General features: G+C 69.2%; 26 protein-coding genes. 25 read left to right on the top strand and 1 reads right to left on the bottom strand.

Annotated features, from left to right (window positions below):
* Nucleotides 1-15: 15 nt before the first annotated feature.
* The 23 genes from BLS97_RS14460 (at nt 16) to BLS97_RS14355 (ending at nt 19,640) form a co-directional block, all read left to right on the top strand.
* A complete protein-coding gene (locus tag BLS97_RS14460; RefSeq protein WP_157695432.1) occupies nt 16-549 on the top strand; it encodes a P27 family phage terminase small subunit in 534 nt (177 codons plus the stop codon).
* A complete protein-coding gene (locus tag BLS97_RS14455; RefSeq protein WP_090476977.1) occupies nt 512-2,053 on the top strand; it encodes a terminase large subunit domain-containing protein in 1,542 nt (513 codons plus the stop codon). The genes BLS97_RS14460 and BLS97_RS14455 overlap by 38 nt, the downstream gene beginning before the upstream one ends.
* A gap of 62 nt (nt 2,054-2,115) precedes the next feature.
* Entirely contained in the window at nt 2,116-3,525 is a 1,410-nt protein-coding gene (locus BLS97_RS14450; protein ID WP_157695431.1) for a phage portal protein, read from the top strand.
* A gap of 15 nt (nt 3,526-3,540) precedes the next feature.
* On the top strand, nt 3,541-5,106 hold the full coding sequence (locus BLS97_RS14445; protein ID WP_090476973.1) for a VG15 protein: 1,566 nt from the start codon (nt 3,541-3,543) through the stop codon (nt 5,104-5,106).
* Nucleotides 5,103-5,294: a hypothetical protein gene (locus BLS97_RS22930; RefSeq protein ID WP_157695430.1), complete on the top strand. Its 192-nt coding sequence runs from the start codon at nt 5,103-5,105 to the stop codon at nt 5,292-5,294. Before BLS97_RS14445 ends, BLS97_RS22930 begins: the two co-directional genes overlap by 4 nt.
* Nucleotides 5,295-5,320: 26 nt before the next feature.
* On the top strand, nt 5,321-5,884 hold the full coding sequence (locus BLS97_RS14440) for a hypothetical protein (RefSeq protein ID WP_090476971.1): 564 nt from the start codon (nt 5,321-5,323) through the stop codon (nt 5,882-5,884).
* An 86-nt stretch (nt 5,885-5,970) separates the two neighbouring features.
* Nucleotides 5,971-6,873, top strand: a complete 903-nt coding sequence (locus BLS97_RS14435) for a phage major capsid protein (RefSeq protein ID WP_090476969.1) — start codon at nt 5,971-5,973, stop codon at nt 6,871-6,873.
* Nucleotides 6,874-6,964: 91 nt separating this feature from the next.
* On the top strand, nt 6,965-7,123 hold the full coding sequence (locus tag BLS97_RS22925) for a hypothetical protein (protein ID WP_157695429.1): 159 nt from the start codon (nt 6,965-6,967) through the stop codon (nt 7,121-7,123).
* A 6-nt stretch (nt 7,124-7,129) separates the two neighbouring features.
* On the top strand, nt 7,130-7,609 hold the full coding sequence (locus BLS97_RS14430) for a hypothetical protein (protein ID WP_090476967.1): 480 nt from the start codon (nt 7,130-7,132) through the stop codon (nt 7,607-7,609).
* A gap of 352 nt (nt 7,610-7,961) precedes the next feature.
* Entirely contained in the window at nt 7,962-8,207 is a 246-nt protein-coding gene (locus BLS97_RS14420; RefSeq protein ID WP_090476963.1) for a hypothetical protein, read from the top strand.
* Entirely contained in the window at nt 8,204-8,614 is a 411-nt protein-coding gene (locus BLS97_RS14415; RefSeq protein WP_090476960.1) for a hypothetical protein, read from the top strand. Before BLS97_RS14420 ends, BLS97_RS14415 begins: the two co-directional genes overlap by 4 nt.
* Nucleotides 8,615-8,650: 36 nt before the next feature.
* Complete coding sequence (locus BLS97_RS14410) at nt 8,651-9,229, top strand: phage tail tube protein (RefSeq protein WP_090476958.1); 579 nt, start codon at nt 8,651-8,653, stop codon at nt 9,227-9,229.
* Between the two features lie 105 nt (nt 9,230-9,334).
* Nucleotides 9,335-9,655, top strand: coding sequence for a hypothetical protein (locus BLS97_RS14405; RefSeq protein ID WP_090476957.1), 321 nt, complete (start codon nt 9,335-9,337; stop codon nt 9,653-9,655).
* A gap of 155 nt (nt 9,656-9,810) precedes the next feature.
* Nucleotides 9,811-10,023, top strand: coding sequence for a hypothetical protein (locus BLS97_RS22920; protein ID WP_157695428.1), 213 nt, complete (start codon nt 9,811-9,813; stop codon nt 10,021-10,023).
* A gap of 3 nt (nt 10,024-10,026) precedes the next feature.
* Entirely contained in the window at nt 10,027-12,873 is a 2,847-nt protein-coding gene (locus BLS97_RS14395) for a phage tail tape measure protein (RefSeq protein ID WP_090476952.1), read from the top strand.
* A 41-nt stretch (nt 12,874-12,914) separates the two neighbouring features.
* Nucleotides 12,915-13,733: a phage distal tail protein gene (locus BLS97_RS14390; protein WP_090476950.1), complete on the top strand. Its 819-nt coding sequence runs from the start codon at nt 12,915-12,917 to the stop codon at nt 13,731-13,733.
* A gap of 15 nt (nt 13,734-13,748) precedes the next feature.
* Complete coding sequence (locus BLS97_RS14385) at nt 13,749-14,960, top strand: hypothetical protein (protein ID WP_157695427.1); 1,212 nt, start codon at nt 13,749-13,751, stop codon at nt 14,958-14,960.
* A gap of 62 nt (nt 14,961-15,022) precedes the next feature.
* Nucleotides 15,023-15,673, top strand: a complete 651-nt coding sequence (locus BLS97_RS14380; protein WP_157695426.1) for a hypothetical protein — start codon at nt 15,023-15,025, stop codon at nt 15,671-15,673.
* Nucleotides 15,674-15,826: 153 nt separating this feature from the next.
* Nucleotides 15,827-16,711: a hypothetical protein gene (locus BLS97_RS14375; RefSeq protein WP_157695425.1), complete on the top strand. Its 885-nt coding sequence runs from the start codon at nt 15,827-15,829 to the stop codon at nt 16,709-16,711.
* Complete coding sequence (locus tag BLS97_RS14370; protein WP_090476942.1) at nt 16,708-17,091, top strand: hypothetical protein; 384 nt, start codon at nt 16,708-16,710, stop codon at nt 17,089-17,091. The genes BLS97_RS14375 and BLS97_RS14370 overlap by 4 nt, the downstream gene beginning before the upstream one ends.
* Nucleotides 17,088-17,933 (top strand): peptidoglycan recognition protein family protein, encoded by an 846-nt coding sequence (locus BLS97_RS14365; protein WP_090476940.1) that lies wholly within the window; start codon nt 17,088-17,090, stop codon nt 17,931-17,933. Before BLS97_RS14370 ends, BLS97_RS14365 begins: the two co-directional genes overlap by 4 nt.
* Nucleotides 17,930-18,181 (top strand): hypothetical protein, encoded by a 252-nt coding sequence (locus BLS97_RS14360; protein WP_090476937.1) that lies wholly within the window; start codon nt 17,930-17,932, stop codon nt 18,179-18,181. Before BLS97_RS14365 ends, BLS97_RS14360 begins: the two co-directional genes overlap by 4 nt.
* Before the next feature lie 4 nt (nt 18,182-18,185).
* Nucleotides 18,186-19,640 carry a hypothetical protein gene (locus BLS97_RS14355; RefSeq protein WP_090476935.1) on the top strand — a complete coding sequence of 485 codons (1,455 nt, stop codon included), beginning with the start codon at nt 18,186-18,188 and terminating at the stop codon, nt 19,638-19,640.
* A 55-nt stretch (nt 19,641-19,695) separates the two neighbouring features.
* Here BLS97_RS14355 and BLS97_RS14350 read toward each other — a convergent pair whose 3' ends face one another.
* A complete protein-coding gene (locus BLS97_RS14350; RefSeq protein ID WP_090476933.1) occupies nt 19,696-20,085 on the bottom strand; it encodes a TM2 domain-containing protein in 390 nt (129 codons plus the stop codon).
* A gap of 375 nt (nt 20,086-20,460) precedes the next feature.
* Here BLS97_RS14350 and BLS97_RS14340 point away from each other — a divergent pair, with 375 nt between their 5' ends.
* Both BLS97_RS14340 and BLS97_RS14335 read left to right on the top strand, forming a co-directional pair.
* Nucleotides 20,461-20,934 (top strand): hypothetical protein, encoded by a 474-nt coding sequence (locus tag BLS97_RS14340; RefSeq protein ID WP_090476929.1) that lies wholly within the window; start codon nt 20,461-20,463, stop codon nt 20,932-20,934.
* A 68-nt stretch (nt 20,935-21,002) separates the two neighbouring features.
* On the top strand, nt 21,003-21,230 hold the full coding sequence (locus BLS97_RS14335; protein WP_090476927.1) for a hypothetical protein: 228 nt from the start codon (nt 21,003-21,005) through the stop codon (nt 21,228-21,230).
* Nucleotides 21,231-21,285 lie beyond the last annotated feature (55 nt).

The following is a 21,285-nucleotide window of genomic DNA, read 5'->3' as shown; positions in this document are numbered from 1 at the left end:
TTGGAGGTCCGCGTCATGGGTGCGACTCCAACCGGCCGGCCGAACGGTCGACCACCGAAGCCGACAGAGCAGAAGCGGGCCGCGGGTAACCCCGGCGGCCGGGCGCTGCCTGACGCGCCGGGGATCGGCGAGGGGCTCGACTCGCTCGGGCTCCCGCCGGTCGCCCCGGTCCAGCTCGGCGACGCTGGCTCGGCGCTCTGGTCCGACGTGTGGGGCGCTGGCAAGTCGTGGCTTTCGCCCGCCGCGGATTCGCCGCTTGTGACGATGTTGTGCGAGGCCGAGGACGAGATCGGCACGCTCCGAAACTGGCTCGGCGCCGAACCCGATCGCCGATGGTACGAGATGAGCAACGGCGCCAGCGTGACTCACCCGAGCGTGACGCAGCTCCGCGAGCTGAGAACGCAGCGCACGGCGTGGCTCTCAATGCTCGGGTTCAGTCCCGCTGATCGCTCCCGCCTCGGGCTCGCCGAGGTCCGGGTTCGCGATGAGATGGACGAATTGAGGCGCGCCCGTGACGAACGCCGCGCCGCTGGTGCTGCCGGGGCCTGACCCGAGCTGGGCCCCGGCCCTCTGGACGCCGAGCCGGTCCCGCTGGACCGACGGCGACGATGTGGTCGACTTCTCGGCCGCGCTGCTGAAAGCCTCCCGCGGGTTCCGCGCGGGCGAGCCGCTCCGCATGGCCGCGTGGCAGGCTTGGTTGCTCCGATCTCTGATGGAACGCGACCCGCTGACCGGTCTCCTCCGGTTCCGTCGGGCCCTGATCGGTCTCCCCCGCAAGAACGGCAAGTCGCTACTTGGGACGGCGCTCGCCCTGCAACACCTGATCTTCGGACCGCAAGGCGCGCAGGTGTACTCGGCCGCCGGCGACCGGGCGCAAGCGCGAATCGTGTTCTCAGAAGCGCGGCAACAGGTCATCGACTCGCCCGCCCTCTCCCGGCTCGTCAAGGTGTACCGCGACGTCTTGGAGGTCCCGAGCCGTGGCGCCATTTACCGGGCCCTATCCGCCGACGCCATGCGCGCGCACGGGCTCGGGCCTTCCCTCGTCGTGGCCGATGAGTTGCACGGCTGGCCCTCTAGTCCATCCAATCACCGGGGAGATGAGCTGTGGGAAGCTCTGGTGTCAGGCTCGGGCGACCGCCCCGAGTCGCTCGTCGTCGGCATCACAACCGCAGGATCGAACACTGACACTCTCCTCGGCCGCCTGGTCGAGCATGGCCGGCGGGTAGCCGCCGGGGAGATTGACGACCCGTCGTTCGGCATGTGGTGGTGGGGAGTCCCCGACGACGCCGACCCGACGGATCCGCGCAACTGGGCACGGGCGAACCCGAATCTCGCCGAGGGTCTCCTCGACCCAGCCGACTTCCGCTCGGCGATCGCCTCGGCCGGAACCGCAGGGTTCGCGGGGTTCCAACGGTTCCGGCTGAACCAGTGGATCCGCACATTCGGCGACGACTTCATATCGGCGCCGAAGTGGGCCGCGCAACTGAGGCTCTCCGGAGTCGTCATGGGCGAACGCGTGACCGCCGGATTCGACGGTTCGGTTTCCGGCGATGCAACCGGGATCGTCGTGCAGTCGATCGAGACCGGCGTTCTCGCCGTTCACAAACTGTGGGAACCGGATCCGGACGACCCCGAGTGGACCGTCGACCGCGACGAAGTGAACGCGTCGATCGAGGAACTGTTCGCCGAATACGACGTCGAGATGCTCTGGGCCGACCCGTCTTTCTACGAGTCGGACGTTCTGGAATGGTCCCGCGCGCACCGCCGCCGGGTGCTCCGGATCCCACCGACGAATCAGCGGGTCATCCCGCTCGCGCAACAGTTCCTAACCGATCTGGTCTCGGGCACGATCGGGCACAACGAACCGAACGGGGGCGCGCTGACGCGTCACGTTCTGAACGCCGTTGCCACCGAGGCCGGTTCGTTCAAGAAAGAGAAGAAGCACTCGCCCCGCAAGATCGACCTTCTGTTCTGTGCCGTCATGGCGAACGGGGCCCGTAACGCCGTGCTCGCGAAACCTCGAAAGAAACGAAGCGGAGGAATGCTGCTGTGATTCTGACGCCCTCGCTCAGTGTCTCGAAAACCACGGAATCGTCACCGTCGCAGGTGGTCGGCTTGACCGACGACGAGCTCGGACTCTTCATGCGGCTCGGCTCGACCATCATCGGCAAGGCCGGGAAGAACCGCCGGAAGCGCGCCCTCTACGACCTCCGGCACGAGTTCAAACACATCGGGATCGCTGTTCCCCCTCAGTTCCAGGGGATCGAGGCCGTCGCCGGGTGGCCGGCTATGGCCGTGGACGTGCTGAACGAGGGACTCCGCGCCGAGACGTTGCGCGTCCCGTCTGGGGCCGACCTCGGGCTCGGGCAGATGTGGACCGAGAACAACCTCACGGCCGAATCGACCATGGCTCACGCCGATTGCTTCATCTACGGGCCATCTTTCGCGGCACTCTCGGCCGGGGTCACCGCGCACGAGCCCGAGGTCCTGGTCTCGATCGAGTCGCCGACGTCGACCGCCGCGATCTGGAACCGGCGAGAGCGGCGCGTGACCGCCGGTCTCCTGTTGGACACGGACGACACCGGCACCGTCACGGGCGCGTCGCTCATGCTGCCCGACCAGACGATCACCCTCGGAGACCGCGACGGCAAGCTGACCGTTCTCGACCGCCGCGTTCACAACCTCGACGCCGTGCTCCTGGTCCCGCTGGTCAACAACCCGCGCACCGACCGGCCGTGGGGGCGCTCTGAGATCAACCGGGCCGTTATCGCGTTCACCGCGGGCGCGACCCGGACGATGCTCGGCGCGGAGCTCGCCCGCGAGTTCTTCGGTTCGCCGCAACGCGCCGTGTTGGGCGCCGACGAGGACACGTTCAAGCGGGCCGACGGGTCGAAGGTGTCGCCGTGGGAGGCGTACCTCGGGCGGTTCCTGGCACTCGCCCGCGACGAGGACGGCAACCTGCCGACCGTGCAACAGTTCGCCGCCGCCTCGCCGCAACCGTATTTCGATCAGATCCGCATGTATTCGCAACTGTTCTCGGGCGAGACGGCGATCCCCGCCTCATATCTCGGCTTTGTCACCGAGAACCCGAGCTCAGCCGAGGCGATCGACGCCGCTCAGGCGCGCATGGTGATCCGGCGCAAGAACCGCGCGCTCGGATTCGGTGCGTCATGGGCGAACGTCGGGCGCCTCTCGTTGCTGATCCGCGACGGCTCGATCCCCGACGAGGCCCGCGCGATCTCGACCGTGTGGATGGAGTTCGGGACGCCGACACCGGCCGCGACCACCGATCAGGTGATCAAGAAGGTGCAGGCGAATATCCTGCCCGCCGATTCCGACGTCACGCTCGAAGAGCTCGGGTATTCGCCCGAGACCATCGAGCGAATCCACTCGGACCGCCGGAGAGGCGAAGCCGCGGGGCTGATCTCGTCGCTGTCGACGCTGGCCGCCAATTCGGCTCCCGCCACACCCGCCGCCGCCCCTGTCGTCGCTCCGGCTGACTCAGGGGCCGCGCCGACCGCCTGATCCGGAGGCTCGCCGATGCTCACCGACAACCAGCGCGCCGAGATGCGGCAAGCGAATGCCGCGCTCGACGCGCTGGTCGTCAGGGACACGCGGGCCCTGATCGGAACGCTCGACATGAACAACCCGCCGGCCGCCGCCCGGGCGATGCAAAGGGCCCTTCCCGCGATCGTCACGCAGTATGGCAACGTCTCGGCGACGGTCGCGTCGGAGTTCTACGAGATCGCCCGAGACTCCGACAACGTTCGGTCACCGTTCCGCCCGACGCTCGCGCGAGGCGCCGCCCCGGCTCAGGTCTCGGCTGTCGCACGCTGGGCCCTGTCCCCGCTGTGGACCCCGGACGGGGGCGACGCCGCCTCGATCGCCGAGCTCGGGCGGAACCTCAACTCGGCGACGCCCCGGCTCGTCCGCGTGGCCGGGCGGGCGACGATCGAGCGGAACGCCGCCCGCGAAGGTGTGCGTTACGCCCGAGTCCCCCGCTCCGGTTCGTGCGGATTCTGCCAAATGCTCGCCGGTCGGGGCGCCGTGTACCACTCGAAAGAGACCGCCGGCGGGCACGACTACCACGACCATTGCAACTGCACTCCCGAGCGGATCGGGAAGGGCGAGCTCCTGCCCTACGACGCCGAGGCGCTGTTCAACGAGTACGCCGCGGTGACCCGCGGGCTCTCCGGAGCCGACGCAATCAGGGCGATGAACCTTCACGCGAAGGAGGTCGAGGCCCGAGCGATCGCCCGCGTCGCCGCGGAGGATCAGGCCGGGGCCGCAGCCCGCGACGCCTCGATCGCCGAGACCCTCTCGATCGGCGCGAGCACGGCCGATGCGATCGCCGCGCAGGCCGCGAAGGTCGCGCAGGCCGTCCAGGCTCGGGCGGTCGCGAAGGCCGCCGAGGAGGCGAAGGCCGCCGCCGCCGCCGAGCGCCAGGCCGCCACCGCCGCCGGGAAGGAACGCTCGGCCGAGCTCCGCAAGCTCGCCGACGACGACCTCGACGCCACGCTCAGCGCCGCCTACGAGGCCGACGACGAGATCGCAATCAAGCTCATCGAACGCGAGTACACGCGTCGGGAGAAGGCCGAGACCGACAAGATCCGGGCCCGCGAACGCCGCGCCATGGCGAAAGAGGCAGAGCAAGAGCGGATCAACCAGCTCATCGCCGACGGCATGGACGGTTACGACGCCGTGGAAGAGGTCACCGGGATCACGTTCGAGCGTCAGAGGATGCGCGAGATCGTCGCCGAGGCACGCGCTTACGGCGACACCGGCCGCACGTTCGACCAGATCGCCCGCGAGCGGTACCGCACGCAGGTCGCGCAAACCTACGTCGAGGCCGAGGACGTCACGAACGGTCGCCTCCTGAACGCCGAAGGGCAGCGCCGCGCCGATCTCCCCCCGGAGAATCCGCTCCACCTGGACGACGCGGGGCTCTTCACCGGGCCCGCCGCGTTCGCCGAAAGGTGGGCGAGCTCCGAGCTCCGCGAGTTCTGGGACTCGATCGGTGGCCGCGACACGTTCGAGGACTTCAAGGCTGACCTTGTGTCCCGCACCGGCGCGAATCGCCGCGAGAGACAGGACCTCTACCGATGAGCCTCACACCGCAAGCCGACGCGCGAGCGGCCGAGCTGGGCACCGCCGCGGGCGAGCTCAGGCTCGCCGGCCAACCCTGGGAACCGCCAGGCTGGCGCACCGGAGACGAGCTCCCGGCCGCCCGCTGGGCCGCGCTGTGGTGGCGAGCATTTGTCGCCGCAGCCGGAGACACGCTCCCCCATCCGTAACCACCCCGACCCCGAAGGATCCCGACATGCCCGATTCCGCAGCCGAGCTGTTGCTCGGTAAGCCCGCAGGTGACGCCCCTCCGGCGGGCGACGCCCTCCCGCCCGCCACCTGGGAAACGCTTTTCGCCGGGAAGGACCCGGCCGCCGTCGCCGCCGAGCTCGCTCAGGCCAAAACGTGGGAGGCGCAGGCCACCGCGGGCAGCACCGCGGCGGCCGAGCTCGCCGCGCTCCGCGACACCACGCGCAGCGCGGAGCAGAAGCGCGCCGACGCCGAGGCGGCGAATGCCCGCAAGCTCAGCACGGCCGAGCTGACCGGGCTCCGCTACTCCGTGGCGCTCGACAAGGGGCTCACGCGCGGCCAGGCCGCCCGGCTGGTCGGTTCCACCGAGGCCGAGCTCATGGCCGACGCCGACGTTCTGCTCTCCGAGTTCGGGGGCAAGCAGACGCCGGAGGAGATCGCCGCCGCCGCCGAGCTGGCCCGCCGCGCGAACTTGCAGAACCCGACCCTCGGCAAGACCCCGGCCGCGCCGGGGCTCAACGAGGACTCGTTGCTCAACGCGTTGAAAGGCGCGCTGAACATCTCCGACTGACCGTCGACCATCGCACCACCCGAGCCTCGGACCCCAAGCGGTCCGGGGCTTTTGCGTCCCCCGTTCCCCAATGAAAGGCGCCACAAATGGCCGTGACCGCACCCACCAAGCTCTCCGATTTCGCGGGATTCCTGAACCGCGAGCAGTCGGCCCCGATCTTCGAGCGGGCCGCGCGCTCCTCGTTCGTCCAGCGACTGGGCACTCAGGTGCAGCTCGGCATCAACGGGCAGTCGATCCCCGTCGTGACCGGCCGGATCGCCGCGAGCTGGACCGGTGAGGGCGCGCCGAAGGGCGTCAGCTCGGCCGCCGTCGCGCTCAAGACGATGGACCCGAAGAAGCTGACCGCGATCGCCGTCGTGTCGGCCGAAGTGGTCCGCGCCAACCCCGCCGGCTACATGGATCTGGTGAAGAACCAGGTTGGCGAGGCGTTCGCGACCGCGTTCGACCTGGCCGCCGCGCACGGCACCGGCTCGCCGTTCTCGACCAACCTCGACACCGGCTCGACCGCCGTCGAGCTGACCGGCACCACCCCGGCCGCCACCGCCGTGTACGACGACCTGAACGCCGGGCTCGGCGTGCTCGTCAACGCCGACAAGCTGTGGACCGGTTCGGCGTTCGACAACCGGTTCGAGCCGATCCTCAACGGCGCGAAGGACACCGCAGGCCGCCCGCTGTTCCTCGAAGCCCCGTACACCGAGGAGGCCGGACCGATCCGCGCGGGCCGCCTGCTGGGCCGCCCGTCGTTCCTGTCGCCGGGCATCTACTCGGCGACGCCGAAGATCCTCGGCTACGCCGGCGACTGGTCGCAGGTGGCATGGGGCGCCGTCGGTGGCATCACCTACAAGGTGAGCACCGAGGCCGCCGTCACGATCAACGGCGTGTTGACGTCGCTGTTCGAGAACAACCTCGTCGCCATTCTGGCCGAAGCCGAGTACGGGTTCCTCGTGAACGACGCCGCCTCGATCGTCCGGTTCACCAACGCCGTCTGATCGGCCCTGCTCATCGCGCGCCGGTCGGTATGCCTCCGACCGGCGCGCGGTCTACCCCCCCGATTCCCCTCCGCTGCAAAGGAAACCACCCATGGCGCGCATCCTGTTCGATTCCACCGGCCGCAAGTTCGACACGGCCGAAAGCATCGCCGACACCCTGATCGAGACCGGTCTCTACTCCGAGTCCAAGCCGCGGCGACCGAAGGCCGCCACCCCGGCCGAGGACGTCGACGGCAAGAAGAGCGAGTAAGCCGCGATGCCCTGGGCGACCCCGCAACAGTTCATCGACCGATGGATCGGACCGGGGGCGCCCGAGGTATCCGACCCGAAAATCGCCGTCAAGATCGGCGACGCCGAGCAGACGATCCTCTCCGAGCTGCCCGGCATCCAAGCCTCGATCGACTCCGAGGCGTTGCCCGCCGCGCGGGTCACGATGGTTGTTTGTTCGATGGTCGAGCGTGCGTTCCGCAACCCGACCAAGCTCCGCACCGTCGCCGAGACGACGGGCCCGTTCAACACGTCGAGCACGTTCGAGGGTGACACGCCGGGCGCGCTGACCCTCAACGATGACGAGCGACGGTTGCTCGGGTACGGGCCGAAGGCGCAGAGCCGGAAGGCGTTCACCATCGACCCGACTCCGGCCGCCGCGTCCGGGACGTTCGTCGGCGACCTCGGGAGCCTGGTCCCAGTGTCATTGTCGTCGCTGTCGAGCGGCGCCGTTCTGGACTGGTCGTAGTGCCGCCCCCGCTGGCCCACGGGGTCGACGTCCGGGTATTCGCCCGGCTCGCCCCGGGCGAGACCGACTCGCACGGTAACGCCGTGAAGCGGTACGCCCCGGCCGTGCTGGTCGCGGGATGCGCCGTCGCGCCAGGTGCACAAGGCGAGATCGCCGACCCGACCCGGGAAGGCGTGCCCGTCGCGCTCACCGTTTACGCCCCCTGGTCGGCCGCTGTGGGCCCGCTGGATCAATGCGAGGTCGACGGGTGGCCCGGGCGGTTCGAGGTCGACGGCGAGCCCGCCAGGTGGCGCAGCCCCTACACAGGTCGGACCCCCGGCCAAGTGATCGAGCTACGGAAGGTCGACGGCTAATGGGACGGACCCGAATAGTCCTCAACGAGAAGGGGTTCCGCGAGTTGCGGCGCTCCCCCGAGGTCGAGGCCGATCTCGTGGCGCGCGGCCGGCGGGTGGCCGCCGCCGCGGGCGCAGGGTTCGAGGCGCAATCGTGGATCGGCCGCAACCGTAACCGCGTGACCGTCCGCACCGCGACGCCCGAGGCCCGGGCCGCCGACGCGCGCGAGCACAAGTTGCTCGGCGCGCTGGACGCCGGAAGGTGAGCGCCGAGATCCTGGTCGCCCCGGATCCGATCGCCGTCGCAGTCCAGTATCTGGCCGCAGAGTTCGCCGCGCGCGAGCTCCCCGTGACCGTCGCCGGGCGGATCCCCAACCCTCGGCCCGCCCGCCTGATCCGGGTCGCCGTCACCGGCGGCCCTGGTCGCGTCTCCCTGGTCGTGGCGTCGCCGATCCTGACGTTCGACTGTTGGGCCGAATCGGACCCCGCAGCGTCCGACCTGGCGTCGCTCGTCGCCGCCCTGGTCCTGGCCATGCCCGACCGGTACACCGGCCCCGCGGTCCTGTACTCGGCGACAGAGCTGTCCTTCCCCGCCGAGCAACCGGACCCCGACACCGGCTCGCCCCGCTACGTCTGGTCGGCCCAAGTCGCCATGCGCGCCCAAGCGATCTGACCCTCCCCCTCAACCCCCGAACGAAAGGCATCCCCCATGGGTTCACCCAATGCAAAGAACGTGGCGATCGGTAAGCCACTCGCCACCGGCGGGGTCCTGAAAGCCCCGCTGACGACCGCCCTCCCGATCTCCGAGGCCGCGGCCCTGCTGCCCGCCCATGTCGCCGTCGGCTACATCTCCGACGCCGGAGTCACCGAGTCGACGTCGACCGACTCGTCGAGCATCGTCGCGTGGGGTGGCGACACCGTTCGCAAGGTGCAGACCTCGCATGACGTGACGTACGCGTTCGAGATGATCGAGGTCAACGGCGTCTCGACCGGCATCTACTACGGCGAGGCGAACGTCGTCGCGACCGTCGCCGGCCCGGCCGTCGGCGCGAAGCTCGCGATCAAGGTCACCGCGGCCGAGCTGCTGCACTTCCAGTGGGTACTGGAAATCTCCGACGGTCTGCGGCGCGGCCGGATCATCCTCCCCGACGGGCAGGTCACCGAACGTGGTGACGTGACCTACCTCAACGACGACGCGGTGAAGTACCCCGTCACCGTGACCGCCTACCCCGACGCGACCGGCACCAAGGCTTACATCTTCTGGAACGACGGCGTTTTCGTTCCGTAACCCCTGACTGACGACGGGCCGGGCTTTCCGGCGGTGGTTCCCCCGGCCCGTCGTCACCCCCCAAGAATCATCGCCGCCCCCCAAACCTGAATGGAGCCACCGCAAATGGCCGCATCATCCCCGACCCCCCGCCGCTCGACCGCCAAGGGCCCGACCCGGCCCAAGGCGCCGACCCGCAACGCTGACGACTTCTCGTTCGAGCTGTCGACCGGCGAGACGATCACGCTCCCGAGCATGGCGACCGTCGAGCTCACGTTCCGCCAGCGTCGCACGATCACCCACGCGGGCGAGAGCGCCGCGATGGTCCTCGTCCTCGAATGGTTCGCCGAGGATCAGATCGACTTGCTCGATGAGATCAAGGACGCCGAGCTCGCGCGGCTCTACAAGGCTTGGGGTCGGCACTCGGGCGCGTCGCTGGGGGAATAATTGGCCTGCTCGCGCTCCCCGAGGATCACTGGGACGCGATAGCGGCTGACCTGCTCGCGATGGGCTGGACCCTCGCAGATGTTCCGAGTCGGGTCTCGTGGCGCGACCTTTTGGCCTACTGCCGGAACGCGCCGCGAGACTCCGCTCTGTTCCGAGTGGCGAACCCCGAGCAGGCCGAATGGGATCCGAATAGCTGGATCCTCGCCGATGTGGTGGACCAGTTGCAGTGGTTGCGGTTCGCCCTATCCGGCAAGGGCGCGAAGAAGCCGAAGGCATACCGACGCCCTGGCGTCGAGGACGAAAACGAGACCACGTTCGGTGGCTCTCACATGGAGCTCGACGCGATGAAAGATTGGCTCGGGTGGTAGCAAGTGGCGATCAACCTCGCAACGGCATACGTCGATATCGTCTCTTCGACGCGGGGACTCGGGTCCGATATCACGCGTCAATTCGGCGGACTACAGGGCGAGGCTGAGAAGGCAGGCGAGGCCGCCGGCGGTGGGTTCGGGTCCAAGTTCGGGAAGCTGGCAAAGGTCGGCATTCTGGGCGCGGGCGCGCTCATCGCCGGGGCCCTCGGCGGCTCGATCGCGAAGGGCATCGACACGCAGGCCGTGACGACCGAGCTGGGCGCGCAGCTCGGCGCCACGGCCGAAGAGTCGGGCAGGCTCGGCACCGTCGCGGGCGCGCTCTACTCGTCCAACTACGGCGATTCTCTGGGCGACGTCGCCGACTCGATCAAGGGTGTGATTCAGAACGTCGGCGGGATGGACAAGGCGTCCGACAAGACGTTGCAGCGGATCACCGGCCGCGCGATCTCCCTCGGGCAGACCTTCGACCAGGACGTCGGCGGGGTTTCCGTCGCAGTCGGGCAGCTCCTGAAAAACGGCATGGCGAAGGACGCCGACCAGGCGCTCGACATCATCACCGCCGGATTCCAGAAGGGCGCCGACAAGAGCGGGGACTTCCTCGACACACTGAACGAGTACGGCGGGCAGTTCGCAAAGCTCGGGATTACCGGCGTCGCCGCGACCGGGCTGATCTCTCAGGGCTTGCAGGCCGGGGCCCGCGACGGCGATCTCGTCGCCGACGCGTTCAAAGAATTCTCGATCCGGGCGATCGACGGCAGCAAGACGACGACCGCCGCGTACGACTCCCTCGGGCTCAGCGCCGCGAAGATGCAGGCCGACATTGCCAAGGGTGGCCCGAGCGCGAGCGCCGCGACTCAACAGGTCCTCGACAAGCTGAGGGCCGTCAAGGATCCGGCCGAGAAGGCCGCGATCGCGACGTCGCTGTTCGGCACTCAGTCGGAGGATCTCGGGAAGGCGCTCTACGCGCTCGACCTCGGGACCGCAGCGAAGGGACTCGGCGACGTCGCGGGCGCCGCGGGCAAGCTCGACTCGGCCGTCGGCGGCACCATCTCCGCGCAGCTCGGCACCCTCGGGCGCGTGTTCGGAACGATGGGCTCGGCGATCGGAACGGGCCTGCTCCCGCTGATCACTCCCGTGACCTCGGGACTCGTCGCTCTGGCCGGGGAGGCGACCAGCTCGGCGAAGAGCGTCGGAGGCGCCCTCGCGATCCTGATCTCGGGCGACTACGACCCGAAGAAGTGGGCGCCCGGGATCTCCGAGGACTCGCCGATCGTCCGTGGGTTGTTCAAGATCCGCGAGAGCGGGGAGGCCGCGGCCGGCGGGTTCGCCGACTTCATCTCCGGGATCACGTCCGGCGACGTCAAGGGCCCCGCGAAGGACCTCAACGCGTTCGGGAAGGCCGGGGCGAACGTCCGCGGCGTGTTCGACAAGCTCGCCCCCGTCGTCGGTGGCGCGCTCGTCGGTGCGTTCGGGTCCGTCCTCCCCATCTTCCGCGAGATCGGCTCGATCCTCGGGCCCGCGATCGCGAGCGTGTTCTCGACGCTGGCGCCGATCTTCGGGCAGCTCCTGCCCGTGTTCGCGCAGCTCCTGCCGTTGCTGAATCCGTTCTCGCTGATCTTCCATGCGCTACTGCCGATCCTCCCGCAGATCGCCGCGGTGATCGCTCAGGTCGCGCAGATGCTGGCCGGGGCGCTGGCGCAGGCGTTTACGGCAATCCAACCGCTATTGATCACGATCGCCGGAGCGTTCGCTCAGATCCTGCCCGTCATCACGACGCTGATCGCCTCGCTCCTGCCGCCGCTCGCCTCGCTGTTCCAAGCGGTCGCCCCGGCGCTGCAAGTGCTCCTCGGCGCGCTGGCACCGGTGATTCAGACCCTCGCGTCGGTGCTGATCCCGATCATCAACAAGCTGATTCCCGTTGTGACGACTGTGTTCGGGTACATCGCCCGGACGATCTCGGCGGCGATGAAGATCGTTCAAGGCATCATCGAGGTTGTGACCGGCCTGATCTCGGGCAACTGGTCGAAGGTTTGGAACGGGATCAAGGGCATCATCTCGGGTGTCTGGGCGCAGATCAAAAACGTTGTTACGACGGCGCTCTCGCTGATCACTGGCGTCCTGTCGGCCGCGTGGTCCGTGATCAGGGGCGCCGTTTCGGTTGCCTGGTCGGCGATCTCGAACGTGTTCGGGGGGATCTGGTCGGGCATAACCGGCGTGTTCCGCGGCGCGCTCAACGGGATCTCGTCGTTCATCGGTGGGATCTGGTCAACGATCAAGAGCGGCGCGCAAAGCGCGTGGAACCTGATCAAGTCGTACATCGTGAGCCCGCTACAGGCCGCCTACACCTGGATAACCGGCGTGTTCGGCAAAATCGGCGGGTTCTTCTCCGGTCTGTGGCAAGGCATTGTCGACACCGCCGGCCGGATCCTCGGCGGCATCGGGACGGCTGTCGGGAACGCGTTCTCGACCATCGGGGACATTGTGAAAGCGCCGATCAACGGCATTATTCACATGGTCAACTGGGCGATCGACAAGATCAACTCGATCTCGATCGACCTCCCGAGCTGGCTCGGCGGGGCGCATATCGGATTCAACATCGGGCACATTCCGTCGCTCGCAAACGGTGGCGTCATGGAACCGACCCCCGGCGGCTCGATCGTCAGGGTCGCCGAGGCCGGGCAACGGGAGATCGTCACACCAGAGCCGCTCATGCGGTCTGTGGTGCTCGACGCGCTCAACGAGAGCGGCAACAGAGGAGGCGCGACCATCAATATCTACCAACTCCCCGGCCAGTCTCCGGCCGATCTCGCCCGCGAGGTTGACCGTCGGCTCACGTTCGGGCGCGTCTAGTGGCGTGGGAAAATCGGGTGTCCGTGGCGGGCTGGTCCGCAATGGACGGGCCCGCCCCTGACGTCGATGATGCGGGCTGCCTGTGGGCCCTGGAAACGGTCGAAGGTTGGCACGGGGGCATCGACCCCCGCGGCAACCCGACGCCGCTCGAAATGGCCGACGGCGACCTCGACGGGCCCGCTCCGTTCGGCTCCCGCACTATCACGCTGTCGGGGACCGTCGTCGCCCCGGACAAGCGGGCGCTTCAAATGGCGCTCGACCGGGTGGCCGCGGTCCTCCGCGGCACCGTCCGCACGGCGCCGCTCGTGTTCGAGGAGGCGCTCACCGGGCTTGCCCGGCAGGCGTTCGTCAGGCTCGCCGGTAAGACCATGACGACGCGCACCGGGCCGACGTCGGCGAGCTGGTCCCTGTCGCTCTACGCGCACGACCCGAGCCGGTATGGCGCCGTCGAGAAGTCGGCGACGACCGCCCGGTTCTCGGCCGGCGGTGGCCGCGTCTACCCGCTGACCTTCCCCCGGGTCTACGGGCCCGGCGGATCGTCCGGGCTCGTCACCGTGACGAATGTGGGCGACGCGCGCACCTGGGCGCGGTTCACGTTCTCCGGCCCGCTGTCGAACCCTTCGGTTCGGCTGGTCGGCGGCCCGCGGATCGCCGCGCTCATGGACGTAAATGCGGGCGAGCAACTGGTCATCGGCGAGGGAACCCCCCGGTCGGTTCGGCTCGGCATGTCCTCGCGCCGCCAGTTCCTCACCCTCGACTCGCAGTTTTTCGCGATCGAGCCGGGCACGTCGCAGATCTATTTCGGCGCCGACTCCGGCACCGGAACGCTCACCGTCGCATGGCGCGACGCCTGGACCTGATCGGAGCGTGACGCCGTGGCTCAATACACATATCTGGTCTGTCTCGCGACAAGCGGTCTGGTCGTCGGGGAGCTCCCGCTCACCGACGTAAAGGCCGAGCGGCACATGACCGGCGGGGCCTTCTCGGCGACGCTCGACCTGTCGTCGGTGCTGGCTCTCCCCGAGTTCGCGAACCTCACCGACGCCGCCCGCTCGGATGCCGCCGCCCCGCTGCTCCGTGAGTGGCGGGAGCTCACCACTCCGGCGAAATACACCGTCGCGATCGACCGTGACGGGGTGTGCGTCGGCGAGTGGCAAATCTGGAAGCGCACGCCGAGCGGCAATCTCGACTCGTTCGCCTTGATCGGCGCCGAGATGATCCGTTACGCCGACTTTCGCCAGGTCGCCGCCGCCAAGTTCGCCGGGGTCGATCAACTGGCGATCGCCCGGGCCCTCGCCGCTACCGCGTACGGCGGGGGCCCTGGTGGCGTCGGTGCCGTCGCGCTGACGATCCCGGCCGCCCCGGTCTCCGGACAGGTCCGAGACCGCACCTACGCCCGGGCAGACGGCACCGTAGGCCAGCGGATCTCCGAGCTCGCGAACGTGGCGGGCGGATTCGACTACACGATCGACACCGACTGGGGCGCGATCGGCGGCCGGCGGTCCGTCGTCCGGACGCTGACGCTCGCCTACCCGCGGGCCGGTATCGACCAGCCGCTCGTCTTGGAGCTCGGCGGGCAGGGCGCCTCCCCGGGCAATATCCGGGCATTCGCGATGGACGAGGACGGAACGCGTCTCGCGTCCCGCGCCTACTCGCTCGGCGCGGGCGAAGCGTCCGACAAGGTGGTCGGCGTCGCCACATCAACAGTCCTCACTGACGCCGGGTACCCGTTCCTCGAAACGGCCGAGTCTCGATCGAGCGTCAACGTGCAAGCCACGATCAACGCGCACGCCGCCGCGTTGCTCTCGATCTCCCAGTCGCCCGAGCTCCCGCCGACCGTGACGATCGCCGCGACCGCGCAGCTTGAACGGGCCGACGGGCGGGTCTCCACCGTCGACGCCGAGCCGAGCGTCGGCGACTTCCGCATCGGCGACCGGGTGTGGATCGCGATCGACCCGACCCCAGCGTTCCCCGACGGGTTTTTCACTCGGGTGCGCATCCTCGGGTGGACCATCGCCCCGCCGGCCGCCGGGTCGGAGCTCCTCGCCCTCTCGATCACCACATACAACGACATTCCGGGGGCCTGACCATGGGAGCAATTCCGTCCTACGCCGGGGCGACTGACGAGCTCGCCGACCTCCGTCGGCGCGTGTCCGATCTCGAAAACGGTTCCCGGCTCGGCAATTCGGCGATCGTCGCCGGAGCTCTGATCGCCCGGGACGGTAACGGCGTCGAGCGCGCACGGTTCGGGCAGCTCGCCGACGGCTCGTTCGGCATGACCGGCCGGATCGACGGCTCGACCATTACCGGCGGGTCCGTGGTGACGCAGAGCCTCACCGTGGTTGACGACGACGGGGTGACCGCTCTCCCCGTGGGGCAGGCCCTGTTTGGGATCCGTGTCGCCACTCAGGGCGCCTCCGTCGCGATCAGCGCCGCGAGCCCGATCAGTTTCGTCGCGGTCGGTCCCGAGGTCACCGTCACCACGCCGACGGGAAAGATCCTGATCACCGGGTCGGCCCGCATTCAGGGCAACGGCGCGATGACCGACGGACCGGTCGCCGCGTTGCAGGTTCGGACGCTCGCCGGGGCCGAGGTCTACGCGCCCGGCACCGGAGTGGGCAAGATCGCCGCGTTTGCCGCCTCGACCGGGCAACCGGTCACCGTCCCCCTGATCGGGCTCGTGACCGGCCTGCAAGTGGGCGGGGTCTACAAGTGCCGATTCCTGTACGGCGCCGCCGGTACCGCCGCCGCGAACGCTGCCTCGGCATCCTCGGCGATCATCGTCGCCCAACCGTACTAATCCCCTCTCCCGCAACGATTCTCGGAGGCCCGCCTCATGGCAGTAACCGCCCTCTACACGCAGACCGGCTCCTACTCGGCCGCGGTCGACCGTCTCGGGCATAGCGCCGCGTTCGCGCAGACCTCCGGCGCGGGCTTGCTCCCCCGCGACGGGGTGATCCCCTCCGCGACGTCGCCGCTCGCCGTCGTCCCCGTCTCCGGCATGAACCTCAGCGTCATCGCCGGGCAGGCGATGATCTCCGGGTACATCGTGAGCGTCGACGCCGCCGCCACCGTCGCGATCGCCGCCGCGACGACCGTCGCCCGAACCGACCTCGTGATCCTCCGCGTCCGCGATATCGAGGCAGGCGACGCAACGTCGGGCGCCTCCGTCGAGGTTGTGACAGGCGTGTCGACGGCGACCCCCGCGACGCCCGCCCGGTCGCTGGTCCTGGCCCGCGTCGCCGTCGGCGCGTCGGTGTCCTCGATCACCGGCGCGAACCTCACCGACACGCGCGTCTACACCGCGTCAGCCGGCGGGCTCGTGTTCCTCCCCGGCGCACTCGCCTCCGCGCCGACTGTCCCCATGGGGCAACAGGTTTACGACTCGGTGGCGAACAAGATCGGCGTCAACTCGGGCACCGGCTGGTCAATTTGGGCGCCCGAAGATTTGACCAGGGTGCCGATCCGCTATGAAGCGCCCATGGTCGGCGGCACGATCGCCGCCGTCGGCTCAGTCGTCGGGATCAGCAACGGGATCACCATCGCCGCGAAGCCGTACGCGCAGGTCCTCGTGATCGACGCCGCGGCATTTATCAGCACCGGCGGCGCAGCGGCCGACGTCGCGTCGATCTCCGCGCGCATGGGTGGGACCGACGTCAAGAGCGTGCGAGGCGCCGCCGTCGGTGCGACGATCGTCCTCGGCATGTCGATGGATCTCGCCGCGAACACCGCGATTTCAGCGCAGCTCATCGCCTCCAAGGTGACCGGCACGACCTCGGCCGGTTTCACCGGTAACTCGTCCCTGAGCTGGATGCACATCACGGCGTTTCCCGCGTGAGCGATCAACTCTGGATCGCGATCGTCGGCGGTCTCGCGCTGGTCGCCTCCGTGACTATTCCGCTCCTGCACATCGGGCGCCGCTCCGTCCGCACGGCCGAGGCGATCGAGCACGAGCTCAAACCCAACTCGGGAGGCTCCCTCCGCGATGCCGTGGACCGGATCGAGGCTGTCTTGCCTGAGATCGGCAAGGCGTTGGAACGGGTCGACGCGACGACCGCCCGCAATACCCGGGAGCTGGTCAACGTGAAGCGCGACCAGACCCGACAGGATTCGGCGCTGGCCGCCGTGACCGCCGCCCGTGACGACGAGATGCGCGAGATCCTCCAACGTCTCGCCACGCTCGCGCCGACCCCCGACCCCGAGAGGCCCATCCCGTGACCCTTCCCCTTGCCAATGCCGCGAACGTTCTCCGCGCGGCCGGTCTGACCGTTGTCGAGATGCCCGGCTGGGCCGAGCGTGGCGAGTCCGACGGGCAGTTCATGAACCTCGGGCTGATCCTGCACCACGACGGGATGGGGCTCGGCTACGACGACGACCCGAGCAACGATGCCAACGTGCCCGCCAACATGGCCCCGCTCGGGCACGACGGCTCGCAGTTCTGGGTGTCCCGCACCGGCGTGTGGTACTGCATGGCCGCCGGCCGGAAGTGGCACGCCGGCAAGGGCCCCGGGTGGGGCTCGATCCCCGCCGACGGCGGTAACACCCGATGCGCTGGCATCGAGACCGACCACACGATCGGCAACCCCTGGTCGCCCGAGCTGGCCCGTTCGATCCTGGTCGGCTCGCGCGCCCTGGCCCTGGCCTACGGCTACGACGTCGACCAGTTCTGTTGCGGACACCGAGAGTTCGCGCCCGGCCGCAAGTCCGACCCCGAGAACTACGACCTCGACGCGTGGCGCGCCTACATGAAGGCGCCCGCCGCCCCCGCCGCCCCCGCGACCACCGCACCGCAGACAGATTGGATTGATGACCTCATGGCATCCCCCGCAGAGCGCAAGGCATTCGCCGCTGAGATCGCTCAGGCCGTCCTCGGCGCACTGATCGACCCCGACGGCTCCGGCCCGGCGCCCGCGTCCGGGTTCGGCCGGCTGATCGCCGACGTCCAGCAGGTGCAGCGCGAGGTCCGCGCCGACGTCGCGACACTCGCCGACGCCCGGCACGACAACGGCCAGGCGCTGAACGCAAAGCTCGACCTGATTCTCGGCGAGGTGCGCAAGTGACGACGCCGAAGCCGACCCCGGCCGAGCGCGTCGCCGTCCTGATCGAGAAGGCGCGCGAGCTGCTCGTCGCCGCGAAGGCGATCGCCGCGTTCCTGATCCCGCTACTCGGCTCGGCCGCGGCGCTCGTCGCGGGCTCCCGCGCCGCGTCGATCATGCTCGGCGCGGTCGCGGTCCTCTCGGCGATCGCCGTCTACAGCATCCCGAACGCCGAGGCCGATCCGCCCGGCAAGCACGAAGCGAAGGAGTAACCGGGTGGCCCCGAATGCCGCACAGTTCTTGACCGTCGTTTCGGCCGCCGACACCCCCCCGCAGAACGGGCAGGACACGGGCCGCGTGGTGCTGCTCAACCCCGACGGTTCGCCGTTCACGTCGGCAGCGGGCAAGCTCGCCGGAACCGGCCTGCATGTCCCGTCCGACTGGGGCGCCAAGTACCGGGCGAAGCTGGCCGGCGGTGGGCTGACCCGCGTCGCCGTCGTCGGCGACTCGGTGGCCGCCGGGTACTACACCAGCAACCCCCGCGCCCGGTCCTGGCCGGCTCGGGTCGCCGCCGCGCTGCAATCCAAGTTCGGCGACGGGGGATCCGGGTTCAACGGCTCGTCGGCGTCGCTTGCGTTCGCCTCCTCGGCCGCCAGCATCCCCGCCGGGGCCGTCACCGCCTACACCGCGGCCGGGTACTACTGGGCCGCCACCGGAGCATGGTCCCAGTACAGCACCCCCTACGGGCCCGGCGCGTGCGTGATCTCCACGCAGGCCGTCGGCGCGAAACAGGTGATCTCCGGTCTCCGCGGTACCGCGCTGACGATCTACACCCTGTCGGGCGGGTTCGCACCGTGGTCCTACCAGATCAACGGCGGCGCAGCGGTTCCCATCGCCGACGGCGCGACATTCGCCATTCAAGCCACGCAGGTTGCGGCACCGACGGGGACCTACTCCCTGACGATCAACTACGCGGGCACCGGGGCAAACTCGCTCTACCTAATCGGCATCGAGGCGCGCAATGCGGCCGGAGTCGTGGTCGACAATTTCAGCAAGTACGGCGCCCTCTCGGCCGGGTTCGCCGACACGAGCGCGCTCGGCGCCGCCGCGTGGTCGGGCGGCCCGAGCAACCCCGCCGATCTGCTGGTGTACGCCCTGGCCGCCAACGATTCGCAGAGCACCACCGCGACGGGGATCACCCTCACGGCAGCAGTTGCGGCCGGCGTGAACGTGCTGCCCGTCTCGGCGTACGTCGCGCCCGGTCAGTACCTCATCGGGACCGAACTGGTCTATGTGTTCGCATCGACCGCCGCCTCGGCGTCGCTGTCGGCGTACACGACCGCGGCGCACGGGACCGGCTCGGCGCTGGTCGTCCCGAGCGTGAGCGCCGAGGGCTGGTTGCACAACCTCTCGGCGTTCCTGTCGAACGCGCGCAGTGTCGCCGACGGTGGGCCGGATCTCCTGGTCGTCATGCCGCACATCGGCAACTACGACTCGGCATTCGGCAACTACTCGGCGATGGTCGCGAAGGCGCTCGGCGTGTGCCACGCGTACGGCGCCGCGCTGGTCGACATGTGGGCGATCGGCCGCAACTCCTGGCCCTACTGGAACGCGCTCGCCTACTGGGGCAACGGCGCGACGCCGGGCACCGCCGGGGGCGACGTGATCCACCTGTCCGACGCGGGGGCCGACGCCTACGCCTCGGCCGTATCGGCAGTGGTCGGACCCTGAACGCAGCGCGCCCCCCTTGCCTACGGGCGAGGGGGGCGCGTTTTGTGCGTTGTGGCTACCGGATGCCGACGGCGCGTTGCGCGTTGACCTGGCGAACCTGTGCCGCCATGGTGAACAGGTCGATCGCGAGCCCGATCAGGAAACCGCCGAGCGTGAACAGGTAGAGGATCCCGCGGCCCGTCTTACCGAGGTAGAACTGATGGACGCCGAGCGCACCGAGGAAAAACCAGAGCACGTAAGCGACCCCGACCGACTTCTGAGGGACGTAGGGACCGGCCACCGGCGCGGGCGCCTGGACGTAGACGACACTCGGGCCGGGCGCGACGACGGGCGGGTATGCCGCCGGGTAGGGCGCGACCGGCTGTTCGGCGTACTGAGGGGGCGCGGGATAGGTCGCCGCGCTCGGCTGGCTGGTGGCGTACGGGGAGGGCAGCGGCTCTGTCATGTGATCCTTTACGTTCGGTTGATCGGCCCCGCAGTATGCAGTACGACCGCGAACGGTGTGCAGCTACCTCCGAAAGTTCCCACTACCGGGCCGCGACGCGAGCCACGCTCGGAACTTGGGCCCGTCGTAGAGCGGAGTCCTACCGTCAGGCCACGTTGACCGGTCCGCCTGTAGCTCGACGCCCGTGAGCCGGAGGACGCGCGAGCGGGTCGATCTGAGGCCCGACGGGGTGATCCCCGCGAGCGCCGCCGCCTCCGCTGTCGTGAGCGTGTCTCGCTTCTTTCCTGCCATGGTCGGCACAGTAACGCACTAGCGCGTCAACCGTCGAACGTCTCCCACTTGACAATGACGCTCTAGCGCGTCATTGTTCTCGGCATGACCACCACCGCAACCGCCGCCCCGCTCACCGCCACGCAGACCGAAGCCGTCGACGTACTCAACAGCCTTTACCCCGCGTACATAAAGGCAGCCGGCGCGGAGTCCCTCGCGATCGCCGCAGGCAAGGGCGCGCCGTTCGACCACATCTCGGCGACCGTCGACGCGCTCTCGGCGCTCATCTGGCCGACCAACCCCGCCGCGTTCCGCGCCGAGCTCTCCCGCTCTTGGGGTGGCGAGGACGTGCGGCACTTCGTGGAGCTGTTCACCGCCGCCGCCGAGGCCGAGGCCCGTACGTGGTCGATCACCAACGCCGCGGGCGAGGAGTTCGTGACCCCTGAGAGTGGCGCCTATTACGCCGCACAGACCGATGCCGCCCTCATGCGAATGGGCGTCATGGCCGTATTCGACGCCGACGGTTACGAGCGTCGCGTGACGTTCGACGCCTCGACCGGCCGCCGTTTCTACGCCTAGCCCTCGCCCGCCCCGCGCGGCTCTCAATCCCGAGAGCCGCGCACCCTCTCCCCCGAAAGGTTTCCACCGTGTCGACGTCACCGATCACGCTCCCTGTCGCCCGCCCGTTCCCGGCCGAGGTTGTCCTCAGCAAGACCGACGCAAGCGCCGAGTACGGCACCGACCAGAAGTGGTATTACGCCGTGCTCGACGCCGACCGGATGCCGCGGGAAGGCATGACCGGATACGAGCGGACCAAGCGCGAGGCGATGGCCGCCGCCCGTGGCGATATGCGCCGCTCGATCGGCTGGTTCTGATTTGACAATGACGCGCTAACGCGTCATAGTTGTACCCAACCCCCACCGCACCGAG

Origin of the sequence: Nakamurella panacisegetis (assembly GCF_900104535.1) — a bacterium.
In the GTDB taxonomy this organism is placed as follows: Bacteria; Actinomycetota; Actinomycetes; order Mycobacteriales; family Nakamurellaceae; genus Nakamurella; species Nakamurella panacisegetis.
The sequence above is the reverse complement of the archived record's forward strand: the minus strand, read 5'-3'. Positions and strand labels throughout refer to the sequence as shown.